The organism is Sulfuricaulis sp. (assembly GCF_041499725.1).
Taxonomy (GTDB): Bacteria; Pseudomonadota; Gammaproteobacteria; order Acidiferrobacterales; family Sulfurifustaceae; genus Sulfuricaulis.
The window spans coordinates 1-23,245 of the sequence record NZ_JBGQKW010000040.1; the positions used below are offsets into that span (position 1 = coordinate 1).

Here is a 23,245-nt window from a genome sequence, read left to right on the forward strand (position 1 = left end):
ATCGACCTGTGCACCATCGGCAGCAAGGGCTTCATGTTCAGCAAGCGCATCGGCGCGAACATCCTGTCGCACGTGGCGCATCTGGGCGACAGCCCGCGCATCGAGGACCTGATCGGCACGGTCAAGGTCATGCTCGACGCCTACATCGAGGGCAAGATCGACCGGCTGTATGTCATCTACAACCGGTTTGTGAACACCATGTCACAGCAGCCGGTCATCGAACAATTGTTGCCGCTGCCGGAAATCGCGGCCGCTACGACGACCGAGACCGAAACCGATGGGCTCAAGCACCACTGGGATTACATCTATGAGCCGGACGCACACGAGCTGCTGGACGATTTGCTGACGCGTTACATCGAGTCGCAGGTATATCACGGGGTGTCCGAAAATCAGGCCTGCGAACAGTCGGCGCGCATGGTGGCGATGAAGGCGGCGTCCGACAACGCCGGCACGCTGATCGACGAATTGAAATTGAAGTACAACAAAGCCCGCCAGGCGGCGATCACCCAGGAAATATCGGAGATCGTCGGCGGCGCCGCGGCGGTATGAGACAGGAATTCTAAATCGTCAAGGACGCCAAGAGTGCCAAGCGTGTGGGAGTTTTGATCTCGATATTTTTGGCGTCCTGGCGGTTCAAAAGATTTTGATTTTTGAGGCACTGAAAAGATGACTAACGGAAAAATCGTGCAAATCATCAGCGCGGTGGTGGACGTGGAATTCCCGCGTGATGCCCTGCCCAAGGTTTACGACGCCTTGAAGCTCGCCGAGGTCGATTTGACGCTCGAAGTGCAGCAGCAGCTGGGCGACGGGGTGGTGCGCTGCATCGCCATGGGCAGCACCGACGGCATCAAGCGCGGCATGAACGTGGCCAACAGCGGTAGCCCGATCTCGGTGCCGGTCGGCACCAAAACGCTCGGACGCATCATGGACGTGCTGGGACGTCCCATCGACGAAATGGGGCCGATCGGCAACGAGAAATCGATGCCGATCCATCGCCAGCCCCCGAGCTATGAAGAGCAAGCCGCCTCGGCCGAGCTGCTCGAGACCGGCATCAAGGTTATCGATCTGATGTGCCCGTTCGCCAAGGGCGGCAAGATCGGCCTGTTCGGCGGCGCCGGCGTCGGCAAGACCGTGGCCATGATGGAGCTGATCCGCAACATCGCCATCGAGCATTCCGGTTACGCGGTGTTCGCCGGCGTCGGCGAGCGTACCCGCGAGGGTAACGACTTCTATCACGAGATGAAGGAAGGCGGCGTGCTAGATAAAGTTTCGCTGGTCTACGGCCAGATGAACGAGCCGCCCGGAAACCGTTTGCGAGTCGCGCTCACCGGCCTGACCATCGCCGAGAATTTCCGCGACGAAGGCCGCGACGTGCTGCTGTTCATCGACAACATCTACCGCTATACGCTGGCCGGTACCGAGGTGTCGGCGCTCCTGGGCCGCATGCCATCGGCGGTGGGTTACCAGCCGACGCTCGCTTATGAGATGGGTATCCTGCAGGAACGCATCACTTCGACCAAGACCGGCTCGATCACGTCGATTCAGGCCGTATACGTGCCGGCCGACGATCTGACCGACCCGTCGCCGGCGACGACCTTCTCGCATCTCGATGCCACCGTGGTGCTATCGCGCCAGGTGGCGGAGCTGGGCATTTATCCCGCGGTCGATCCCCTGGATTCCACCAGCCGCCAGCTCGACCCGCACACCGTCGGCGAGGAACACTACAAGACCACGCGCGATGTGCAGGTGACGTTGCAGCGCTACAAGGAACTGCAAGACATCATCGCGATTCTCGGCATGGACGAGCTGTCGGAAGATGACAAGCTCGCCGTCAGCCGCGCCCGCAAGATTCAGCGGTTCCTGTCGCAGCCGTTCTTCGTGGCCGAGGTTTTCACCGGAACACCGGGAAAATTTGTGTCACTCAAGGACACGATCCGCGGCTTCCGCGGCATCGTCGACGGAGAATACGACAGCTATCCGGAGCAGGCCTTCTACATGGTCGGCTCGATTGACGAAGTGGCCGAGAAGGCGAAGACACTCTAATGCGGAATGGCGAATGCAGAGTGCGGAATAATATCGAGGAGTTTCTTGCAGATTCCGAATTTCGTAAGACGCATTTAGGTTTGAAAAATGGCTATGACAATACACGTTGATATAGTTTCCGCCGAGAAGGAGATCTACTCCGGAAGGGCGGAGATCGTGTTTGCGCCGCTCGTAACCGGCGAGGTCGGCATCCTGCCGCGGCATGCGCCGCTGCTGGCGCGCATGAAGCCGGGCGAGGTGCGCGTGCGCACTGGCACCGAGGAGTTGTTCTTCTATGTCTCCGGTGGCCTGCTGGAAGTACAGCCGTACGTGGTCACCGTGCTCGCCGATACCGCGCTGCGCGCCCGCGACCTCGACGAGGCCGCCGCGCTTAAGGCCAAGGAGCTCGCCGAAGAAGCGTTGCGCAACCGCAAGGCTGATATCGACTATGCCAAGGCCCAGGCCGAGTTATCCGCGGCCATCGCGCAACTGCGCAGCATCCAGAAGCTGCGTGAACGCGCTGGCAAGTAAGCGACCATCGCGCGTCTCCCTTTTTATTTCCATAAATTCCATGACTGCTTCCGTCGTCAGCAAAAACAAGGTCGTCTCCCTGATTTACGCCGTGCGCAACCAGAAGGGCGAGCTATTCGAATACCGCGATCTGCCGGTGTCATACGTGCATGGTTCCGGCGTCGATCTGTTTCCCAAGATCGAGCAAGCGCTGGAGGGGTGCGCCGTCGGCGACCGCGTAGTGGTGCAGTTGACGCCGGCCGATGCCTTTGGCGAGCACGACCCCAAGCTCACCTTCACCGACGACATCGATAACGCGCCCGTCGAGCTGCGCCATGTCGGCGCCGAGTTCGAGGCGCAGAACGCCAAGGGCGAAAGCATCGTGCTGGTGGTGACGCGCGTCGAAGCCGACAAGATTACTGTGGACGCCAACCATCCGCTGGCAGGTCAGACCATCACCTTCGAGGTGACGGTGCGGGACATACGCGACGCCACCTCCGAGGAAATCCGGAACGGCCGCCCGGCCGGCGACCTGCCCACGCTGCAGTAGGCCGCCCGGCCGGTTTTTTCCTATAGTTAACGGGATATGAAGGCATTCGCGTCCTGACCCATGTCCGCCCCCCTTGAAATCGTGATTCTGGCCGCCGGCCAGGGCAAGCGCATGTACTCCGACATGCCCAAGGTGCTGCATCATCTGGCCGGGCGTCCGTTGCTGGCGCACGTGCTGGAAAGTGCCCGCACGCTCAAGCCTGCCGCGGTGCACGTGGTCTACGGCCACGGCGGTGAGCGGGTACGCAAGGCCTTTGCGCAGGCCGGGGTGAACTGGGCGCGGCAGGCGGAGCAGAAAGGCACCGGCCACGCCGTGGCCCAGGCCACGCCCGCCGTTTCCGATCAGGCCACCGTGCTGGTGCTCTACGGCGATGTGCCGCTGATCCGCTCGCAGACCTTGCAGGAGCTACTTCAGGCCGCCGGTTCCGGCAGCCTCGCCCTGCTTACGGCGAAACTGGAGCAGCCCGCGGGCTACGGCCGTATTATCCGCGACAAAGCCGGCCAGGTGGCCCGCATCGTGGAAAGCAAGGACGCCACCCTCGAAGAGGCCGCGGTGCGCGAGGTGAATACCGGTTTCGTGGCCGCCCCGGCCGACAAGCTCAAAAAATGGCTCGCCGGCCTGCGCAATCACAACGCCCAGGGCGAGTACTATCTGACTGATATAATTGCCATGGCGGTGGCGGAAGGGGTGCCGATCGCAACCCGCTCACCCCGGGACATCTCGGAAATCCTCGGCGTCAACAGCAAGCAGGAGCTCGCGCAGGTGGAGCGTATTTACCAGAAACAGCAGGCGGAGAAACTCATGCAGCAGGGCGTGACCCTATGCGACCCGGCACGTCTCGATGTGCGCGGCGAGCTCAGCTGCGGGCGCGACGTGGTGATCGACGTCAACGTCATCTTCGAAGGCAAGGTGGTGCTCGGCGACCGCGTGCAGGTCGGCCCGAACAACGTTCTGCGTGACAGCACGGTGGGGAGCGACACCATCATTCATCCGAACTGCGTCATCGAACAGGCGGACATCGGCGTCGACTGCCGCATTGGGCCGTTCGCTCGCCTCCGCCCCGAGACGAAGCTCGCGGCGCATGTGCATGTCGGCAACTTCGTCGAGGTGAAAAAATCGGACGTGGGCGAAGGCAGCAAGATGAATCACCTGAGCTACATCGGCGACACCAGCATCGGCAGCGGCGTCAACATAGGAGCCGGCACCATCACCTGCAATTACGACGGCGCCAACAAACACCGCACCGTCATCGGTGACCATGTCTTCGTCGGTTCGAACACGGCGCTGGTGGCGCCGGTGACCGTGGGCGCGGGCGCCACCATCGGCGCCGGTTCGGTGATCACGAAAGAAGCCCCGGCCGGGGAACTCACGCTGACGCGTGCCCCGCAGCTGACCAAGCCCGGCTGGAAACGGCCAGTGAAAAAAGCGAAAAAATAACCTAGAGGTTTTTCCATGTGTGGCATTGTCGGCGCGGTCGCGCAACGCAACGTGGTCCCGATTCTGATCGAGGGCCTGAAGCGCCTCGAATACCGCGGCTATGACTCAGCCGGCATCGCCGTGCTCGGCAACGGCAGTACGGCGCGACTCGATCGCGTGCGCGCGGTTGGCAAGGTCAAGGCGCTCGAGGACTCCATTCAACGGCTGAATACCGAAGGCCAGACCGGCATTGCCCACACGCGCTGGGCCACGCATGGCGTGCCGAGCGAGGACAATGCCCACCCGCATGTCAGTCACGGCATCATCGCCGTGGTGCACAACGGGATTATTGAGAATCACGAGAAGCTGCGCAAGAAACTGCAGGAACTGGGCTACGAGTTCACCTCCCAGACGGATACCGAGGTGGTGGCGCATCTCATCCATCATCATCTGAAAAAACATAAAGATTTGTGCAAGGCGGCGATGGCCGCGATCGGCGAGCTCGAGGGCGCGTATGCGCTCGGCATCGTCAGCCGCGACGAGCCCGGCCGTCTGATCGCCGCGCGCAAGGGCAGCCCGCTCGTGGTCGGCGTCGGCATCGGGGAGCACTTCATCGGCTCCGACGTGCTGGCGCTGGCGCCGGTGACGCACAACGTGATCTATCTCGAGGAAGGCGACGTCGCCGACCTGCGCCGCACCGGATACACCCTCTACGACGCCAGCGGCAAGAAAGTGGTACGTCCGGTGCGCGTGTCCGAGGCCTCGGCCGACGCCGTGGATCGCGGCCAGTACCGCAACTTCACCGAGAAGGAAATTTTCGAACAGCCCAAGGCCGTGGCCGACACGCTCGAAGGGCGCCTTGGCAAGCACCGCATTCTCGAAGAGGCCTTCGGCGTCACCGCTGGGCAGATCTTCGACAACACCAAAGCCGTTCAGATCATCGCCTGCGGAACGAGTTTCCACGCCGGTTCGGTGGCGCGCTACTGGATCGAAAGCCTCGCCGGCCTGCCGTGCAACGTCGAGATCGCCAGCGAATACCGCTACCGCAAGCACGTGGTACTGCCGGGCACGCTGGTGGTGGCCATCTCGCAATCAGGCGAGACCGCCGACACGCTCGCGGCTTTACAGCAGACCAAGAAGCTCGGCTACAGCCATTCGCTTGCCATCTGCAACGTACCGGAGAGTTCGCTGGTGCGCGAGTCGGAACTCACGCTGCTGACCCGCGCCGGTCCCGAGATCGGCGTCGCTTCCACCAAGGCCTTTGTTACCCAGCTGACCGCATTGTTACTGCTCACCATTGCGCTGGCACGCCGGCATGGATTGACGGCGGAGAAAGAAAGGAAATTAGTCGAAGAACTGGAGCAGCTGCCGGGACGCATCCAGAAGGTGCTCGAATTGAGCGAGGAAATCCGTCAGCTCTCCGAGCGTTTCGTGGACAAGCAGCACGCGCTGTTTCTCGGACGTGGCGTGCATTATCCCATTGCCATGGAAGGGGCGCTGAAGCTGAAGGAAATATCCTACATCCACGCCGAGGCCTATGCCGCCGGCGAACTCAAACACGGACCGCTGGCGCTGGTGGACGCCGACATGCCGATCGTGGCGGTCGCGCCAAACGACGAGCTGCTGGAAAAGCTGAAATCGAACCTGCAAGAAGTCCGCGCCCGCGGCGGTGAACTCTTCGTGTTCTCCGAGAAAGGTACAGGCGTACGTGCCAGCAACACCACCAAGATCCGCATGCCCGAAGTGGGTGAAACCACCTCGCCGATTCTCTACACCGTTCCGCTGCAATTGCTGGCTTATTACGTTGCCTTGGCAAAAGGGACGGATGTGGATCAGCCGAGGAATTTAGCGAAGTCAGTGACAGTCGAGTGATTAACAGTGCAAGTTTCTGCCCTTTGGACGAAAGAAATAAACATGATAACCAAAAGGTGTAACAACCTTGCATTTGCGCTAGGTTTTTTTAACGTAAGGTTTGCGCCGCCAACTCGATGTTAGCCGTACCGCATGCATTGCCGACACCGCGCTCATGACTACGCTGAAGATGGCATCGTCCTCCCTGTTCTCAAGACTCGAACAGTTCCTCGCACACTGTCGCGAAGGCGGGTTCAAACATGTGCTGAAAATCCTTGCCTACTACGGTTTCGCGCACGGCTGGGCCTTGTGGTTGGCCGATATCCAAATCCTGGGACTGGTGGACCCGGCGGAAACACAAACGTTCCAGCCGCTCACCGGGTATAGCTTTGAATTCGCAACCGCAATGAACCTAGACGCGATATTAGCCTGCGCGCCAGTTGTGGATAGGAAGCATCTTGGCATGCTGTTTCGCGGGTTCTTTCGCGACGGATTCCGCTGCGCCATCGTGCTTAACGAAGAACGCGTAGTAGGCTATATGTGGGCGTTCACCGACGAATATGTGGTCACACTCGATGATTATCGTCGACGTAACCTCAGCGTGCGACTCGATTCCCGCTCGGTTTTCACCGGCAACGCTTATGTTGCGTCACCGCATCGCGGGCGCGGTCTGTTCCAACGCCTCAAACTCTATCTCATGCAGCATTATCCACCCGGTACGCATTTCTATACCTCGATCAGCGACCTCAACGCGCCATCACTTGCCGCCAATCGCAGGCTCGGGTTCAGTAAGCTTGCCACGCTTCGGTTCATCGGAGTGTTCTCGCGTACGCTGCTCTATGTACGCGAAAAAGAAAGCCGTCAGTGGCGCGCTTTCCGTACCCGCTGGCCAAACCTGAAACTCGACGGTATACGGTTGCAGACGACCTCAGCGGATTCCCACTGACCATCCCGCTGCAATTGCTGGCCTGTTACGTTGCGTTGGCGAAGAGGACGGATGTCGATCAACCACGGAACTTGGCAAAATCAGTAACAGTCGAATGACACAATTATTGCAATGATAAAAATTCCGGCTTCCGTGCTTTAGTCAGAATAAATAAATATGACAATCAACATGTTATAGCATCTTGTATTTAGGCCGGTTTTCTTTAATGTAATATCCACGTAAACGTAAATATCTCCGTAGCCGACTCGCTGTTGTCGTAGCGCATGTGAGCCGACGTCACTCGCACGTCATAATAGAAATGGCATAATAGGTAAATGGCATCGTCCTTGTTATTAAGACTCAAACGGATCCTCGCGCATTATCGCGCAGGCGGATTCACGCGGGTGCTGAAACATCTTTTCGACTACGGTTGTGTCCATAATTGGGTTTTGTGGCTGGTCGATATCAAAATTTTCGGACTGGTGGGCGCGTCGGAAACGAAAACATTACAGCCGCTCACGGGATATACCTTCGGGTTTGCGACCGAAAGTGATCTCAACGCCATATTAACCTCTGTACCCGTCGCGGACCGGAATCATCTTGAAAAACTGTTTCGCAAATTCTTTCACGAGGGATATCGCTGCGTCATCGTGCTTTTTGACAATCAAGTGGCCGGCTACCTGTGGGCCTTTACCGGCGAGTACGTGATCACGGCTGACGACTATCGCCGGTGTAACCTCAGCGTGCGACTCCCATCCGGCGCGGTTTTCATCGGCAATGCCTACGTCGTGCCGGCGCATCGCGGGCATGGTCTGTACCGACGCATGAGTCTCTATCTCATGTGGCACTGTCCGCCCGGTGCGTGTTTCTATGCCTCCATCAGCGAGCTTAACGCGCCCTCGCTGGCTGTGAATCACAAGCTCGGGTTCAAAGAGCTGGCAACGGTGCGGTTCATCGGCGTGTTCTCGCACGCGCTGCTTTATATGCGCGAAAACGCAGCTCATCGCTGGCGCTCATTCGGTACCCACAGACCAAACATGGAACTCGATGGAATGCGGTTGCGGACGGTGCTTCAGGATTCCTCTTGTTCAACCCCCAGCTATTTCCCGCCTGCTGCTGCGTTGCGTTGGCCCCGGGCACTGATGCGTATGCGGCAAGAAAGAAGAAAGACTTCCGCCGTTGGCCGCCCCATCCTGAGCAAATCGCCACCGAAGTCGGCTCAACTTTGATCCGAGCGGTAATTCGGTATACACGCGCCTTTATACTTTGGCGCTTCTGATCCCCGCCGGAGGAGGCGGAGATGCCCGGAGCCAACAAACCGATTCTGGCGACGCTGCTATCGCTAAAAGTTGCCGATGAGTTCCTTGCCGCGTACTGGCCGCACCGGCCGTTCGTGGCGCATGGCGATCCGGCCCGATTCCCTCCGGTGTTGCGCACTGAAGAACTGAGCAGCACGCAGGCCCTGGCGCGGCGCTACCGTGGCAGTCTGCGTTTTACCCACGGGCGCAAGAGCGACCAGATGATCCAGATCGACCGGGTCGACCCCGCAATCCTGTTCGAGATGGGACTTACCCTGAATTTTGAGGATATCGGGCCGTATGTCCCCAGTGCCGCGGAATTCCTGCGCGGGCTGGAGGCCGAGCTCGGGCTGAACGAAGGTTCACTGGTTATGAGCGCGTTTGCCTCGCCGTATCAGGATGGATTGGGTTGCCACTACGACGCGCAGGATGTCATTTCCATCCAGCTGCTCGGTACCAAGCGGTTTCATTACGCGCTGGTGCGGGAGGTCGTCATGCCCTACGGCACGCAGTACATCCCGGGTGGCAAGCCGTACGACGAGATGTACGCGCAGGCGCAAAACGGATTTCCGGATAACAAAAATGTAAAATTCGAAACCGCCGAGATGAAACCGGGCTCGGTGCTGTTCCTGCCGCGCGGTACCTGGCACTACACCGAGGCCGGCGAGCCGTCGCTCTCGCTCAGCATCACCATCAGCCCGCCGACATTGATCGACTGCGCCATGGAACAATTGCGCTGGCTGCTGCTGCAAGACAGCGCCTGGCGCCAGCCTCTGTACGGCGCCACGGCCGGCGGGCCGATGCATCAAGCGCTGCACGATCATACCGCGCGTCTGCTCGAACGCCTGCCGCAGCTCGTGTCCTGTCTGTCGCCGGAGGATTTGATTGCCGCGCCTATACCCGTGGCCAAGCGCCTCGACCAGATCAGCGACAAGACCCGTTTCCAGAGAATCCCTGATGCCGCCCTTGAAGTGGAAGCCAAAACCGCTCAAGGCCTGTCAGTGGTCAGCATTCGGCTAGGCCATTCCGATTCCAGCGCCCGGATCTCCGCGCGCCTGGAAATCCCCACCGACATCCTGATGGTGTTCCGTTGGATCGACGGACAAACGAAGCCATTCAACGGTGCCGAAGTGCAAGCGGCATTTCCCAGGCTTCCCTTCGAGGAACTGAAAAAAATCCTCGTCACCCTGATCCGGACGCAATTCATCAAGATGTTCTGGTTCGCCGAGCTGGCACCACAAGCACGCGTGGGCACAGTAAGCCGTCAACAATTCTCCGATAAAACCTAAAACCTGACTTCGATGATCGTTTTTGTCGTTTAATTCCGCCGGTTCCCGGTTTTTCAGCGTTTTGCAGCTATCACCACAGCCGGACTGATCCGGCTTCTATATTCCCATTCACACCGGGTTATAACGCAGCCGCCGGCCGGCGTGCCGGGACGTTGTTGAGGCCGACGTAAAACTGGGTTTTATTTTCAACGCCGTCTAAAGCCAAACCGGTGAGATTCCATTAAGCGTGGCCTTGTTCCGGCCTCCCCGGCCCGGTTGATTTCCCGAGTGTCCCGCGCCGTCTCTGGTAAAATCCCGCCATGGATGTTTCCCACCTGTTGGATGATCTGAACGACGCGCAGCGCGAGGCGGTATCGGGTGCACCGGGACCGCTGTTGGTGCTCGCGGGCGCCGGTTCCGGCAAGACGCGCGTGCTCACACATCGAGTCGCCTGGCTCGTGGGCGTCGAGGGTGTCTCGCCGCATTCGATTCTGGCGGTGACCTTCACCAACAAGGCGGCGGCCGAGATGCGCGGGCGCATCGAAACCATGCTGCAGGTACCGGTGGGGGGCATGTGGATCGGCACTTTTCACGGACTGTCGCACCGCTTGCTGCGCACCCACTGGCGCGAGGCGAATCTCCCGCAGGCATTTCAGATTCTTGATAGTGAGGACCAACTCAGAGTCATCCGGCGGCTGATGAAAAGCCTGAATATGGACGAGGCTTACTGGCCGCCGAAGCAGGCGATGTGGTTCATCAACGGACACAAGGAAGAAGGCCGGCGGCCCAAGGACATCGGCGAGTCGAACGATCCGACCCAGCGCGAGCTGCGCCGGGTGTATGCGGCGTACGAGGAAACCTGTCAGCGTACCGGACTGGTGGACTTCGCCGAACTGTTGTTGCGCGTGTATGAAATGCTGCGCGACAACGAAACCATGCGCGCTCATTACCAGGCGCGCTTCCGCCACGTGCTGGTCGATGAGTTCCAGGACACGAACCGGATTCAATACGCCTGGCTGCGGCTGTTTGTCGGGCCCGAGCGCAACCTGTTCGTGGTCGGCGACGACGACCAGTCGATCTACGGTTGGCGCGGCGCGAAGGTGGAGAATATTTTAAAGTTCGACAGCGACTTTCCCGGCACGCGCGTCATCCGTCTCGAGCAGAACTACCGTTCTACGGGCACCATCCTGAAAGCCGCGAACGCCGTTATCGGAAACAACACCGGCCGCCTCGGCAAGAACCTTTGGACCGCGGGCGAGGTCGGCGAGCCGATTCAGTTCTACACCGCCTACACCGATTTCGATGAGGCGCGTTTTGTGATCGACCGGATTCAGGACTGGTCGGCGCAAGGACATGCGCGCGCCGAGTGCGCGGTGCTGTACCGCTCGAACGCGCAGTCGCGTTTATTCGAAGAACGGCTGATCAACGAGGGCATTCCCTATCGCGTTTATGGCGGCCTGCGTTTCTTCGAACGCGCCGAAATCAAGGACGCGCTGGCCTATCTGAGACTCATGGCCAGCCGTCACGGCGATCCCTCGTTCGAGCGCGTCGTGAACCTGCCGACGCGCGGCATCGGCGCCAAGACCGTGGACGCGGTGCGCGAACACGCCAAGGGCGAAAAAATATCCCTGTGGGAGGCAGCACTGAAACTGATCGCCACGCCCGAACTGCCGGCGCGGGCACGCGAGGCGTTGAATGTTTTCCTGCAACTGGTCGAGCGCCTGGCGCGCGAGACTGCGGGGCTCACGCTTGGCGAGGTGGTGGAGCACATGTTGGCGGGCAGCGGGCTGATCGAGCACTACAAGAAGGAAAAGGGCGAAAAGGCCGAATCGCGCGTGGAAAACCTGGAGGAGCTGATCAACGCCGCGCGTGGGTACGAGCACGACGAGGCTGAAGGCCTCGATCCACTGTCCTCGTTTCTGGCGCATGCAGCCCTCGAGGCCGGCGAAGGGCAGGCCGAGGCCTGGGAGGACTGCGTGCAGCTCATGAGTCTGCACTCGGCCAAGGGACTGGAGTTCCCCCTGGTGTTCCTGACGGGCCTCGAAGAGGGGCTGTTCCCGCACCAGCACTCGCTCGAAGACCCATCCCGGCTCGAGGAGGAGCGGCGGCTGTGTTACGTCGGCATGACCCGGGCGCGCACACGGCTGGTGCTGACCCAGGCCGAGCTGCGGCGGCTGCACGGGAACGAGCATTACACCAGCCCGTCGCGTTTTCTGGGGGAAATTCCCGAGGAATTGATTCAGGAAATCCGTGCTAAGCCGGCGGTGGCGAGCCACTCTTCCCCCCGATTAGCGACTGGCCTGCCAGCACAGGAGCCTCCGCCAGACGGCATGCGCCTCGGCAGCCGGGTGCGCCACGGGACCTTCGGCGATGGGGTGGTGCTGCGCTACGAGGGTCAGGGTCCGCACGCCCGGGTGCAGGTCAACTTCGAGGCCGCCGGCACTAAGTGGCTGGTCATCGGTTACGCCAACCTGCAGTCCCTGTGACCTAGCCCCGCCCTTGCATCTCCGGCCGATGGGCTATAGTTAGGGAAAGAAAAACAACCGGAAACAGGGCAACCCGGGCGCGCAAGAATCAATGGGGATCGTGCTTTGAAGGAAACTAGGAGTGAGGCGCTATCGGCGGGCAGGGCCGTGTTGGCCATCGTGCTCATCGCATTCTTCGTTGAACTCCTGATCATGCAGTTCCTGCCCTACCTGGGGTACGCACACCACGATACCCTGCTTTTCTCTATCCTGGATGCCGCGATTCTGTCGCTGGTCATTGCCCTGCCGATCTACTGGCTGGTGCTGAGCCCGATCAATCAGGAGTACGTGAAGCGCCTGAAGGCCGAAGACCAGGCCGAGGAGATGACCCACATGGCCATCACCGACCCGCTCACGCGCATCATGAACCGTCGCGGCATCACCGTGGGACTGCTCGATGCCATGGCTCAGGCCGAGCGTTACCACATGCCGCTCACCATCGCGATGGCGGACATCGATCACTTCAAGGAAATCAACGACACCTTCGGACATCAGGCCGGCGATCGCGTGCTCAAGGATATCGCGGCCCTGCTTGCCGACGCCCTGCGTATGCCGGACAAGGTCGGGCGCTACGGCGGCGAGGAATTCCTCATCGTATTGCCGCACACCGGCCTGGTTCCGGGCCGCAAGATCGTCGAGCGCATCCGCGCCTCGGTCAGCAAAACGAGTTTCGATCTGGGCGCCAAAAAAACGCGCCTGACGATCAGCATTGGCGTGACCCAGTTCAAGCCGGGCGAAGACCTCGAGCAGCTGATGTCCCACGCCGACAGGGCCCTGTACGACGCCAAGAAAGGTGGCCGCAATCTGGTTGTAGCACGCAAGAGTCGTTAATCACCCCATTTTGATTTTCTCCGCCGCTATCCACGCGGCACGGCATACCATTGGCGTGAGGGCCGCGCTTGCGACCCGATTTGGCCTGGCGCACAATTCTGTCAGGAACAAGGAGCGGTATATGGATGTACCGCCTGCGGAGCCGAGGATGCAAATTGGACGACCGAAGGCCGGCCCCGAGCGGCGAAGCCGCGAAGGGGCGAGCACAATCTTGCTTGGAGCAAAAAAGGAAAAATAAAATGAAGCGACGCGACCTCATCATGGGCGCCAGCGCGGGGATGTTGTCGGGCTTGGTCGCGTCCGCCCGCGCTGTCGATTTGCCTACCATTCGCTGGCGCCTGGCCTCGAGCTACCCAAAGAGTCTCGACACGATTTATGGCGCGGCCGAACTCCTGGCGGCGCGGCTGAATCGCATCACCGAAGGCAAGTTCCAGATCCGCGTATTCGCCGGCGGCGAGATCGTTCCGGGCCTGCAGGTCCTGGAAGCCGTCGAGCAGGGCACCGTCGAATGCGGCCACACCGCGAGCTACTACTACGTCGGCAAGAACATGGCGTTCGCCTTCGATACCTGTCTGCCCTTCGGTTTCAACGCGCGCGAGCAGAACGCCTGGATGTATTTTGGCGGCGGTCTGCAACTGATGCGCGAGTTCTTCAAAAGCTACAACCTCATTTCCTTTCCCGGCGGCAACACCGGCGTGCAGATGGGCGGATGGTTTCGCAAGGAGATCAAGTCGCTCGCGGACCTCAAGGGCCTCAAGATGCGCATCCCCGGGATCGGCGGGCAGATCCTGGCGCGGCTCGGTGCGGTGCCACAGACGCTGGCCGGCGGCGATATCTATCCGGCGCTCGAGCGCGGCGCGATCGACGCCACCGAATGGGTCGGGCCGTACGACGACGAGAAGCTCGGTTTCCACAAGGTCGCGAAAAACTATTACTACCCCGGCTGGTGGGAAGGCGGACCGCAGCTGAGCTTCTACGTGAATCTGAAGAAGTGGCAGGAGTTGCCGGATCCCTACAAGGCAGCCTTCGAAACCGCGGCGGCGGAGGCGAATGTCACCATGCTGGCCGAATACGACGCTAAAAATCCTCCGGCGCTGATGCGCCTCGTAAAACAGGGCGTGAAGCTGCATCCTTTCCCGCAGGATGTTATGGTCGCGGCGCGCCAGGAGGCCTTCAAAATTTACGACGAGGAAGCGGCCCGCAACCCGGCCTTCCAGCGCATCTACGGCGAGTGGAAAAAATTTCGCGACGCGAGCCTGCAGTGGATGAAACTCGCCGAGGCTTCGTACGCCAATTTCCTGTATTACACCAAGTAGCCGCCTGTTCGTGTCGGGGGGCGCTAGCCGCGCGCGGCGTCAGCGCTTGTCCGGCGGCAGCAGGTAGCCGGCATTCGGATCAGCCGGCATGGGTATCTCGATGTTTTCCGACGAGATGGCCAGCGGCGCCTTGCCCACGATCTGCGGGAACGCGAGCACAATCGCGACCATCACGACTTGAATCAGCACGAAGGGTACCGCGCCCCAATAGATGTCCATCGTGCGAATATCCTTGGGCGCGACGCTGCGCAGATAAAACAGCGCAAACCCGAACGGCGGATGCATGAACGAGGTTTGCATGTTGACGCCGAGCAGCACGCCGAACCAGATCGGATCGATGCCAAGTTTGGCCGCGACCGGCGCGAGCAGTGGCACGACGATGAACGCGATCTCGAAGAAGTCGAGAAAGAACGCCAGTCCGAACACGAACAGATTCACCACGATCAGGAAACCTGCCGCACCGCCCGGCAGTTGCGTGAGCAAACCTTCGACCCACAGGTCGCCGTCGACGCCACGGAACACGAGACTGAAAACCGTGGAGCCAATCAGGATGAAGACCACGAAGCTCGTGAGGCGCGCCGTGGAGTCCATCGCTTGTGTGAGCACCGTGCGTGTGAGGCGGCGGCGCATCGCGGCGAGTGCCAGTGCCCCGGTCGCGCCGAGCGCGCCGCCTTCCGTAGGCGTGGCGATACCGAGGAAAATCGTCCCCAGGACCAGGAACACCAGCGTCAGCGGCGGCAGCATCGAGATCATGGCACGGCGCGCCAGCGCAATGCCGCGCAACGGCCGTGCCGCGGGTGGCAAGGCCGGCGCGGCCTGAGGCTTGACTAGCGTCACCGCCAGCACGTAGGCCACATACAGCCCGGCGAGCACCAGGCCCGGCAGCAGCGCGCCGCGGTACATGTCGCCGACCGAGGCGCCGAGCTGGTCGGCGAGCACGATGAGCACCAGCGAAGGCGGGATGATCTGTGCCAGCGTGCCCGAGGCTGCGATCACGCCGGTGGCGAGGCGTTTGTCGTAGCCGTAGCGCAGCATGATCGGCAGCGAGATGAGTCCCATGGCGATCACCGACGCCGCCACCACACCGGTGGTGGCGGCGAGCAGCGCGCCGACGAACACCACGGCATAGGCGAGCCCGCCACGCACGCGCCCGAACAACTGGCCGATGGTGTCGAGCAGGTCCTCGGCCATGCCGCTGCGCTCTAGCACCAGCCCCATGAAGGTAAAAAACGGAATCGCGAGCAGCGTCTGGTTGGAGACGATCCCGTAGACGCGCTCGGGCAGCGCCTGTAGCAGGCTGAAATCGAAGAGCCCCGACTGGACGCCGATCACGGCGAACAGCAGGCCGTTGGCGGCGAGCGCAAATGCCACCGGATAGCCGAGCAACAGGATCACGACCAGCGTTGCAAACATCAGTGGCGCCATGAGCGCCAGGTTCATACTTCCTCCATCGGCGGCTCGTGCGGGAGCTCGCCCTGGCCGCGCAGGAAGGCCACGCGCTTGATGATCTCGGAGACGCCCTGCAATCCCAGCAGCGCGAATCCCAACGGGATCAGCAGCCGCACCGGCCAGCGGATAAGCCCGCCCGCGTCCGAGGACAGCTCACCGCGTTGGAAGGACTCGACGAATCCATGCCATGACAGCCACACCATGAGTGCGCACAGCGGCAGGAGAAACAGCGCCGTCCCCAGCAGATCGATCCGCGCCCGCGCGCGCGGGGACCACCGGCCGTAGAGGACGTCGATGCGCACGTGGCCGTTGTGCTTGAGGGTGTAGCCCGCGGCAAGCAGGAAGACAGCGCCGAACAGATACCACTGGATCTCGAGCCAGGCGTTCGAGGACATCCCGAAACCGTAACGTATCAACGCGTTTGCCGCCGAGATCAGCGTTACTGCCAAGACGAGCCACAACACGGCGCGCCCGATGCGTTCGTTGACGTCATCGATGATCCTGGCGATGGCAATCCCGATCCCGAGAAGCGGCGCAGGGATGTGCCGGTTACGGAGCTGAGGACGCAATTTCATGGACAGGTTTCAGACATGATTTAGCGATGGAGACGCTGGTGGGAGCGATGCGTCATCGCCACGACGCGCTGCCGGTCAAGTCTGGCGATAGAAGATATTTTGTATACGCGCATGACACGTTCCCCGTCTCACTCCAGCATGGCTTTCACCACCCGGGTCCAGGCGGCCGCGAGGTTGAAGCGATTGTAACCACCACCGCCGAGACCGATGATCCGGCCCTGGCAGAACTCGTCGGCGAGCGCGCACAAGCGGGTGGTGGCGTGCGCATGGGCGCCGGGCGTGAATTGCATGTGGGTGATGGGGTCGCCGGCGATACTGTCGGCGCCGGCCTGCAGGATAATGAATTCCGGGCGGCCGGCGCGCACGAACTCCTCGACCTGCGGCCACACCCGATGAAATGCCGTGTCGTCCGCGCCGGGTTCGAGTGGAATATTGAGCTTGGTGCCTTTGGCGGCGCCGGTTCCGGTTTCGTTGGCAAAGCCGGTGCCGGGGTAGAGATAACGTCCGTCCTCGTGGATGTCGGCGAAGATCAGATTGGGATCGTCCTCGAACGCATAGAACACGCCGTCGCCATGATGCGCGTCGATGTCCACGTAGGCCACGCGTTTGATGCCGTGACGCCGGCGCAGCGCCTCGATCAGCACGCCGATATCGTTGAACACGCAGAAACCCGCGGCTGAGTCGCGGCGCGCGTGATGCAGGCCGGCGATCGGAACGAACACGCGCTGACACCGGCCTGCGAGAATATTTTTGAGTCCGTCCAGCACCGAGCCGACGACCACCGTGCCCGCCTCAAACACGCCCGGGAACGCCGGCGTGTCGCCGGAATCGAGATAACCCTGGCCGCTCTGCGATTGCCGGCGTACGCGCGCGATGTAGTCGGCGGTATGAAACAGCGCAAGATCATCCTCGGTACCGGGAACCGGAGCGCCGATTTCCGTCTGCCAGTCGAGTCCCTGGCGCAAGGCTTCCTGCCAGAAAGCGGCCTGGCGGTCGTGGCCGAAGGGATGACCCGAACCGAAACCGTAGGCCGCTAACGCCTCGCCGTGATAGAGCTGTACACGCATTTCCATTTCTCAGGAGGATAGTGCCGGATCAATATAAGCCGGGACCCAGCGCACAAGCCAGCGGAAAAAAATTACTGCGGTGAGGCGGAATGATCAGATGGGAAAAGCGCCAGATAACTGCAATAGAATGACGCCACGAAGACCGGCAGCGCGATGCCGCCCGCGCTGAACACCAACAGGTAGCCCAGCCAGTGATTATTGGCGAAGACCGCGATAATGCCGAGATAAACAACAAAAAATGGCGCCGCCTGCGTCAGCAGCGGCACGGCATTATGGCGGCACGCGGTAAAGCTCTCGGCAATCGCCTCGAATGGGGGGCGATTCCCGAGCACCGTGCGTGGCACGCTGTAAAGCAGACCCATGGACAGAACCAGGTACAGAATGGCGACCACAAGCATGCCGAGCACGGTCATGATCTGCGACGCGTTCAACTGGCCCGCCGTCAAACCGGACACCATCGAGCCGCCGATGAGCAGATAGCCTGTGATCTTGACCAGCACGCCCAGGCCGAGTGTGACGATGCCGAGCAAAACAGCACCGAATACCTTGTCCTCTTCGATAAAGATACTTACCAGTTCCTGCGCCGGTTGCGCGAGCCAAGCCTGGAACAAGGCCGGCATCGAAGATGCCTTGCCGATCACATTCTGGTGAACGGTGTTTTTCTCCCGGGCCAGGCCCGCGACCACACCGGCGAGCAACATGGGAGTGATAAGGACAAGCAGCAGATCGCCCATGAATGGAATCAGCTTGAGTGTAAAACCGAGTACCAGGTAAATCGCGGCCATGCCGAACCACAACGCTGGCTGTTCCTGCACCAGACGCCAACCCTGGACGATCCAGGCCAGGCCTCGGTTGGCTCCGAGATTTTTCCCGGGCGCGGTCTTGTCCGGAGAAGAACCATTACTCATGCATAGTTTCCCTGAGAGGTATGCAAGGAAAAAATCCTGACCCGGGTCTGTGCGGGAACATCAGAAGCGTTTGATCACCCAGGTGGGTATGGAGATGCGCGTCTCGAAATCGCTGCGACGGAATTGGCCGCTGCCTTCGTGGTCGATGAGATAATACGGTTTGCCCTTGGCCGGGGTGATCTTGATCATGTAGAGCCGTCCGTTGAGGCGATACTCCTCATGGATTTCCGTGCCCTTGGTGGTGATGGTCACTTCCGGTTCCGGCTGTCCAGCACCGGGCATTTCGGGCGCCGCCGGTGGATTATAATTCTCCGGCGGCGGCGGCGCGGGCACGGTTGTCGGGGCCGCGGTCTTGCCTTTGGCGTCACTCGACGCCGTCTCGGCCAGCACCGTGGGTGCCATCAGGAGGGCGAGCAGAAAAAAAACAAAAGTGCGCATGAGTATTTTCCGGGTATCAGAGATTGAGCTTGATCTCTCTTTCCGCTTCCGAAGGCGCGAAACCGCTTTCCTCATAATACCGGAAGATCACCTCCAGCACCTCCTCGGCGCTGTTGACCACGCTGAAGAGTTCGAGATCGTTAGTGTCGATGGTGCCTTCGGCGACCAGGGTCTGTTTGAACCAGTCCACCAGGCCAGCCCAGTACGGCGCGTGCACCAGGATGATGGGAATACGCGTACTCTTGCCGGTCTGGATCAGGGTGAGCGCCTCGACCAGCTCGTCGAGGGTCCCGAAACCGCCGGGCATGCAGACGTAGGCCTTGGCGTATTTCACGAACATCACCTTGCGTGCGAAGAAGTGCTGAAACGTCAGGGTGATGTTCTGGTAAGGATTGGCGTGCTGCTCGTGTGGCAGCCGGATGTTCAGGCCCACGCTCGGGGACTTGCCAGCATAGGCGCCCTTGTTCGCGGCCTCCATCAGGCCCGGGCCACCACCACTGACCACGGAGAAACCGGCGTCGGAAAGTTTGCGCGCGATCTCCTCGGTCAGGGCATAATAGGGGTGGCCCGGCGCCGTCCGCGCCGATCCGAAAATGCTGACCGAGGGCTGGATCTGCGAGAGCTGTTCGAAGCCGGCGACGAACTCGGCCATGATCTGGAAAATCTTCCACGATTCCCGCGACATGGTGCCCGAGGGCGCCACCTCGATGCGGAACTGGGCGTCCGCGCCGTTGGGTTTGGGGAATGGCGGCATTTTATCTTTGGGATTTCTGTCATTCATATATGATTTTTAGCACAAACATCCGGACGGCGGGCGGTCCATCTAGCGCATGAGCCCCAAAACCCCGGGCCGCAGGAAAAATGTCGCCACGGATGCGCCGGCAGGCAGGAAAAAAGGCGGTCCACTCATCCTCGTGGACGGCTCATCTTATCTGTACCGTGCCTTCCATGCCATGCCCGCGCTCACCAACTCGCGCGGCGAATCGACCGGCGCCGTATACGGCGTGGTTAACATGCTGCGCCGGTTGCTTTCCGAATACGACACCGAACACGTGGCGGTGGTGTTCGACGCCAAGGGCAAGACCTTCCGCGACGATATCTACCCCGAGTACAAGGCGCACCGCCCGCCGATGCCGGACGAACTCTCGGCCCAGATCGAACCGATCCACGACATCATCCGCGCCCTCGGCCTGCCGCTCATTCAGATCCAGGGAGTCGAGGCCGATGACGTGATCGGCACGCTCGCGCGCGCCGCCGCCGCGGAAGGCCACGAGACCGTGATCTCCACCGGCGACAAGGACATGGCGCAACTTGTGGACGGGCACGTCCGGCTGGTGGACACGATGAAGGACGCCGAGTACGACCACGATGCGGTGGTGGCGAAATTCGGCGTAACGCCGCAACAGATCGTGGACTACCTTGCGCTCGTGGGCGACACTTCCGACAACATCCCCGGCGTGCCCGGGGTCGGACCCAAGACCGCGGCCAGGTGGTTGCAGGAATACGGCTCACTCGATGAGATCGTGGCGCACGCGGGCGACGTGGCCGGCAAGGCGGGCGAGAGCCTGCGCGCGTCACTGGGCCATCTGCCGATGGCGCGGAGCCTCGCCACCATCAAGTGCGACGTGGATATGAAACTCGCCCCGCAGGACCTGCGGCGCATGCCGCCGGATAACGCGCGCCTGCGCGAGCTGTTCGCGCGCCTGGAATTCAGAACCTGGCTGGCGGACTTGGGCGGTGCGAATCTGGCTCCGGTGGCCACGACGGTGGACGCGCCGGCGGCCGCGAACGCGGCCTATGAGATGGTCACCGACATGGCGGCGCTCGACCGCTGGCTGGCGCGGCTCGGGAAATCGGAACTCTTCGCCTTCGATACCGAGACCACCAGTCTCGATGCCTTGCAGGCCGAGATCGTGGGCGTGTCCTTCACCGACCGAGCGGGCGCGGGCGCCTACGTGCCGCTGGCGCACCATTATCCCGGGGCACCGGCGCAGCTCGCGCGCGCCGCGGTGCTCACCAAACTCAAGCCGCTGCTCGAAGACGCCGCACGTCCCAAGATCGGGCAAAACTTCAAATACGATATGAGCGTGCTCGCCAACTACGGCATCAGCATGGCCGGGATGCGCTACGACACCATGCTTGAATCCTATGTGCTGGATTCGACCGCCTCGCGCCATGACATGGACTCGCTCGCGCTCAAGTACCTCGGCTACAAAACGGTCAAATACGAAGAGGTCGCGGGCAAGGGCAAGCATCAGATCAATTTCAGCGAGGTGCCGCTGGAACAGGCGACGACTTACGCCGCCGAAGACGCCGATATCACCTTCCGGTTGCACCAACACCTGTGGCCGCGATTGAACGAAACGCCGACGCTGGTGAAACTTTTCGACGAGATCGAGATGCCGCTGGTGCCGGTGCTGGCGCGCATGGAACGCCATGGCGTGCTGATCGACGTCGCGATGCTGAGGGCGCAGAGCGGCGAGCTGGCCAAGCGCCTGCTCGAGATCGAGTGCGAGGCGCATGCCCTCGCTGGCCAGCCGTTCAACATGGGTTCGCCCAAGCAGATCCAGGAAATCCTTTACGACAAACACAAGCTGCCGGTGCTCAAGAAAACACCCACCGGGCAACCGTCCACGGCCGAGGAAGTGTTGCAGGAACTGGCGCTCGATTATCCGCTGCCGCAGCGGATTCTCGATTACCGCAGCCTCGCCAAGCTCAAGTCCACCTATACCGACAAGTTGCCGGAGATGAAGGACCCCAAGACCGGACGCGTGCACACCTCGTATCACCAGGCGGTGGCGGCGACCGGGCGGCTGTCCTCGACCGATCCGAATCTGCAGAACATCCCGGTGCGCACGGCCGAGGGGCGGCGCATACGCCAGGCGTTTATCGCCGCGCCTGGCTACCGGATTCTGTCGGCGGACTACTCACAGATCGAACTGCGCATCATGGCGCACCTCTCGGGCGACAAGGGGCTCATCCACGCGTTTGCCGAAAACATGGACGTGCATCGCGCGACCGCCGCGGAGGTTTTCGGTGTAACGCCCGAGTCCGTGAGCGATGACATGCGCCGCGCGGCCAAGGCGATCAACTTCGGTCTCATTTACGGCATGTCGGCCTTCGGGCTCGCGAAGCAGCTGCGCATCGATCGTGCGGCGGCGCAGGAATATGTAGAGCGTTACTTCAAGCGCTACCCCGGCGTGCGCGACTTTATGGAACGCACGCGCGCGACCGCGCGCCAGCAAGGTTATGTCGAGACGCTCATGGGACGGCGGCTGTACACCGCCGAGATCAACGCTCCCAACATGAACCGGCGTCAGGCCGCCGAGCGCGCCGCGATCAACGCGCCCATGCAGGGCACGGCCGCGGATCTCATCAAGCTCGCGATGCTCGCGGTGGATGACTGGATCGAGGAATCAGAACTCGACGTGCGCATGATCATGCAGGTACACGATGAGCTGGTGTTTGAAATCCGCGAGGATACGGTCGAGACCGCGCGCGATACGATTCGTCGCGCGATGAGTGAGGTGGCAGCTTTGTCCGTGCCGCTCGTGGTGGACGTGGGCATTGGCGGCAACTGGGACGAAGCCCACTGAAAATATACACATACGAAAATTACGGGATGGGCCGAAGCAATTGTTCGCAATGACGTGGTTAAAGAGCGAACCTTTTTATTTCGGATGTGTCTATAATCGTCGCGGACGATTTGGATATCGTCCTGCCCTGCTCCACCTCCCTGAGCGGGGCGAGTCCCGGATGCACTTCATTCGGGACATGTTCGGCCCCGGACACTCTCCCCTTGTTTCCGGGGCTTTTTTTGTACCCGACGTCTCTTTCCCCATATCTGCCTTTCGCTTCGCTTCGCGATCCAAAAAATCGTCAGGAGCGATTTTGGACAGCGCATTGTCCGTACGCACCAGCCCCCGCGGGGGCCAAACCCCAGGGATGGGGCGAGCCAAATCGCCCCCGGCGGACTGGTATACCCCGCGAAAAAACTGCCTGGAATTGACCCTTTAAATTGACCGGGAGGCGGGCTCTTGGTATATAAGGCCGCCCTGATTTTCGCCCGAGCCGGGGTGCGATCCAGAAATCAGGGGTTTCAGCCGTTTTTTCATGGGGGTTTTATGAAGAGCATCCTGTCTGTCGCTACGGCCACCTGTCTGTGGCTTGTTCTTGTTGCGCCGGTCCACGCCGTAGGCGGCAATGTCGCGGCCGGTCAGGCCAAGGCTGGAATATGCGCAGGCTGTCACGGCGCGGATGGCAACGGCGGGGCCGATCCCCTGTGGCCCAAGCTGG

The 23,245-nt window shown here is 61.1% G+C and carries 20 protein-coding genes; 13 read left to right on the top strand and 7 right to left on the bottom strand.

All coding sequences use genetic code 11. The features are described 5' to 3' along the window. From atpG to ACC569_RS08325, 12 genes are all read left to right on the top strand, one after another. Positions 1–549 (top strand): ATP synthase F1 subunit gamma (gene atpG, locus ACC569_RS08270; protein WP_372523040.1); only part of this gene is annotated, 549 nt, incomplete at its 5' end. A 117-nt stretch (positions 550–666) separates the two neighbouring features. Then, the gene (atpD, locus tag ACC569_RS08275; RefSeq protein ID WP_372523041.1) at positions 667–2,043 is read left to right on the top strand and encodes a F0F1 ATP synthase subunit beta; all 1,377 of its coding nucleotides are present in this window, start codon (positions 667–669) and stop codon (positions 2,041–2,043) included. Between the two features lie 87 nt (positions 2,044–2,130). Next, positions 2,131–2,553 (top strand): F0F1 ATP synthase subunit epsilon, encoded by a 423-nt coding sequence (locus ACC569_RS08280; protein ID WP_372523042.1) that lies wholly within the window; start codon positions 2,131–2,133, stop codon positions 2,551–2,553. A 40-nt stretch (positions 2,554–2,593) separates the two neighbouring features. Beyond that, positions 2,594–3,082, top strand: a complete 489-nt coding sequence (locus ACC569_RS08285) for a peptidylprolyl isomerase (RefSeq protein WP_372523043.1) — start codon at positions 2,594–2,596, stop codon at positions 3,080–3,082. A gap of 60 nt (positions 3,083–3,142) precedes the next feature. Continuing rightward, positions 3,143–4,519 carry a bifunctional UDP-N-acetylglucosamine diphosphorylase/glucosamine-1-phosphate N-acetyltransferase GlmU gene (gene glmU / locus ACC569_RS08290; protein ID WP_372523044.1) on the top strand — a complete coding sequence of 459 codons (1,377 nt, stop codon included), beginning with the start codon at positions 3,143–3,145 and terminating at the stop codon, positions 4,517–4,519. Positions 4,520–4,534: 15 nt separating this feature from the next. Next, positions 4,535–6,370 (top strand): glutamine--fructose-6-phosphate transaminase (isomerizing), encoded by a 1,836-nt coding sequence (gene glmS, locus ACC569_RS08295; protein ID WP_372523045.1) that lies wholly within the window; start codon positions 4,535–4,537, stop codon positions 6,368–6,370. Positions 6,371–6,524: 154 nt separating this feature from the next. Continuing rightward, the gene (locus ACC569_RS08300; protein WP_372523046.1) at positions 6,525–7,295 is read left to right on the top strand and encodes an N-acetyltransferase family protein; all 771 of its coding nucleotides are present in this window, start codon (positions 6,525–6,527) and stop codon (positions 7,293–7,295) included. 326 nt (positions 7,296–7,621) lie between these two features. Continuing rightward, positions 7,622–8,503, top strand: a complete 882-nt coding sequence (locus ACC569_RS08305) for an N-acetyltransferase family protein (protein ID WP_372523047.1) — start codon at positions 7,622–7,624, stop codon at positions 8,501–8,503. A 71-nt stretch (positions 8,504–8,574) separates the two neighbouring features. Further along, positions 8,575–9,861, top strand: coding sequence for a JmjC domain-containing protein (locus ACC569_RS08310; protein ID WP_372523048.1), 1,287 nt, complete (start codon positions 8,575–8,577; stop codon positions 9,859–9,861). Between the two features lie 299 nt (positions 9,862–10,160). Then, positions 10,161–12,326: a DNA helicase II gene (gene uvrD, locus ACC569_RS08315; RefSeq protein ID WP_372523049.1), complete on the top strand. Its 2,166-nt coding sequence runs from the start codon at positions 10,161–10,163 to the stop codon at positions 12,324–12,326. 105 nt (positions 12,327–12,431) lie between these two features. Continuing rightward, a complete protein-coding gene (locus ACC569_RS08320; protein WP_372523050.1) occupies positions 12,432–13,196 on the top strand; it encodes a GGDEF domain-containing protein in 765 nt (254 codons plus the stop codon). 239 nt (positions 13,197–13,435) lie between these two features. Next, entirely contained in the window at positions 13,436–14,512 is a 1,077-nt protein-coding gene (locus tag ACC569_RS08325; protein ID WP_372523051.1) for a TRAP transporter substrate-binding protein, read from the top strand. Positions 14,513–14,551: 39 nt separating this feature from the next. On the opposite strand, the gene ACC569_RS08330 is transcribed toward ACC569_RS08325, so the two are convergent. The 6 genes from ACC569_RS08330 to ACC569_RS08355 form a co-directional block, all read right to left on the bottom strand. Further along, a complete protein-coding gene (locus ACC569_RS08330; protein WP_372523052.1) occupies positions 14,552–15,952 on the bottom strand; it encodes a TRAP transporter large permease subunit in 1,401 nt (466 codons plus the stop codon). Then, the gene (locus ACC569_RS08335) at positions 15,949–16,536 is read right to left on the bottom strand and encodes a TRAP transporter small permease subunit (protein ID WP_372523053.1); all 588 of its coding nucleotides are present in this window, start codon (positions 16,534–16,536) and stop codon (positions 15,949–15,951) included. The genes ACC569_RS08330 and ACC569_RS08335 overlap by 4 nt, the downstream gene beginning before the upstream one ends. Before the next feature lie 128 nt (positions 16,537–16,664). After that, on the bottom strand, positions 16,665–17,609 hold the full coding sequence (locus tag ACC569_RS08340; RefSeq protein ID WP_372523054.1) for an acetoin utilization protein AcuC: 945 nt from the start codon (positions 17,607–17,609) through the stop codon (positions 16,665–16,667). A gap of 65 nt (positions 17,610–17,674) precedes the next feature. Further along, entirely contained in the window at positions 17,675–18,511 is an 837-nt protein-coding gene (locus ACC569_RS08345; RefSeq protein ID WP_372523055.1) for a hypothetical protein, read from the bottom strand. 60 nt (positions 18,512–18,571) lie between these two features. Further along, a complete protein-coding gene (locus ACC569_RS08350) occupies positions 18,572–18,949 on the bottom strand; it encodes a DUF2782 domain-containing protein (protein WP_372523056.1) in 378 nt (125 codons plus the stop codon). Between the two features lie 16 nt (positions 18,950–18,965). Beyond that, a complete protein-coding gene (locus tag ACC569_RS08355) occupies positions 18,966–19,634 on the bottom strand; it encodes a TIGR00730 family Rossman fold protein (protein ID WP_372523059.1) in 669 nt (222 codons plus the stop codon). Between the two features lie 145 nt (positions 19,635–19,779). Between ACC569_RS08355 and polA the strand changes: the two genes are divergently transcribed. Continuing rightward, positions 19,780–22,545: a DNA polymerase I gene (gene polA / locus ACC569_RS08360; protein ID WP_372523057.1), complete on the top strand. Its 2,766-nt coding sequence runs from the start codon at positions 19,780–19,782 to the stop codon at positions 22,543–22,545. Positions 22,546–22,962: 417 nt separating this feature from the next. On the opposite strand, the gene ACC569_RS08365 is transcribed toward polA, so the two are convergent. Continuing rightward, positions 22,963–23,245, bottom strand: a 283-nt coding sequence (locus ACC569_RS08365; protein WP_372523058.1) for a hypothetical protein, incomplete at its 5' end; no start/stop codon positions are given.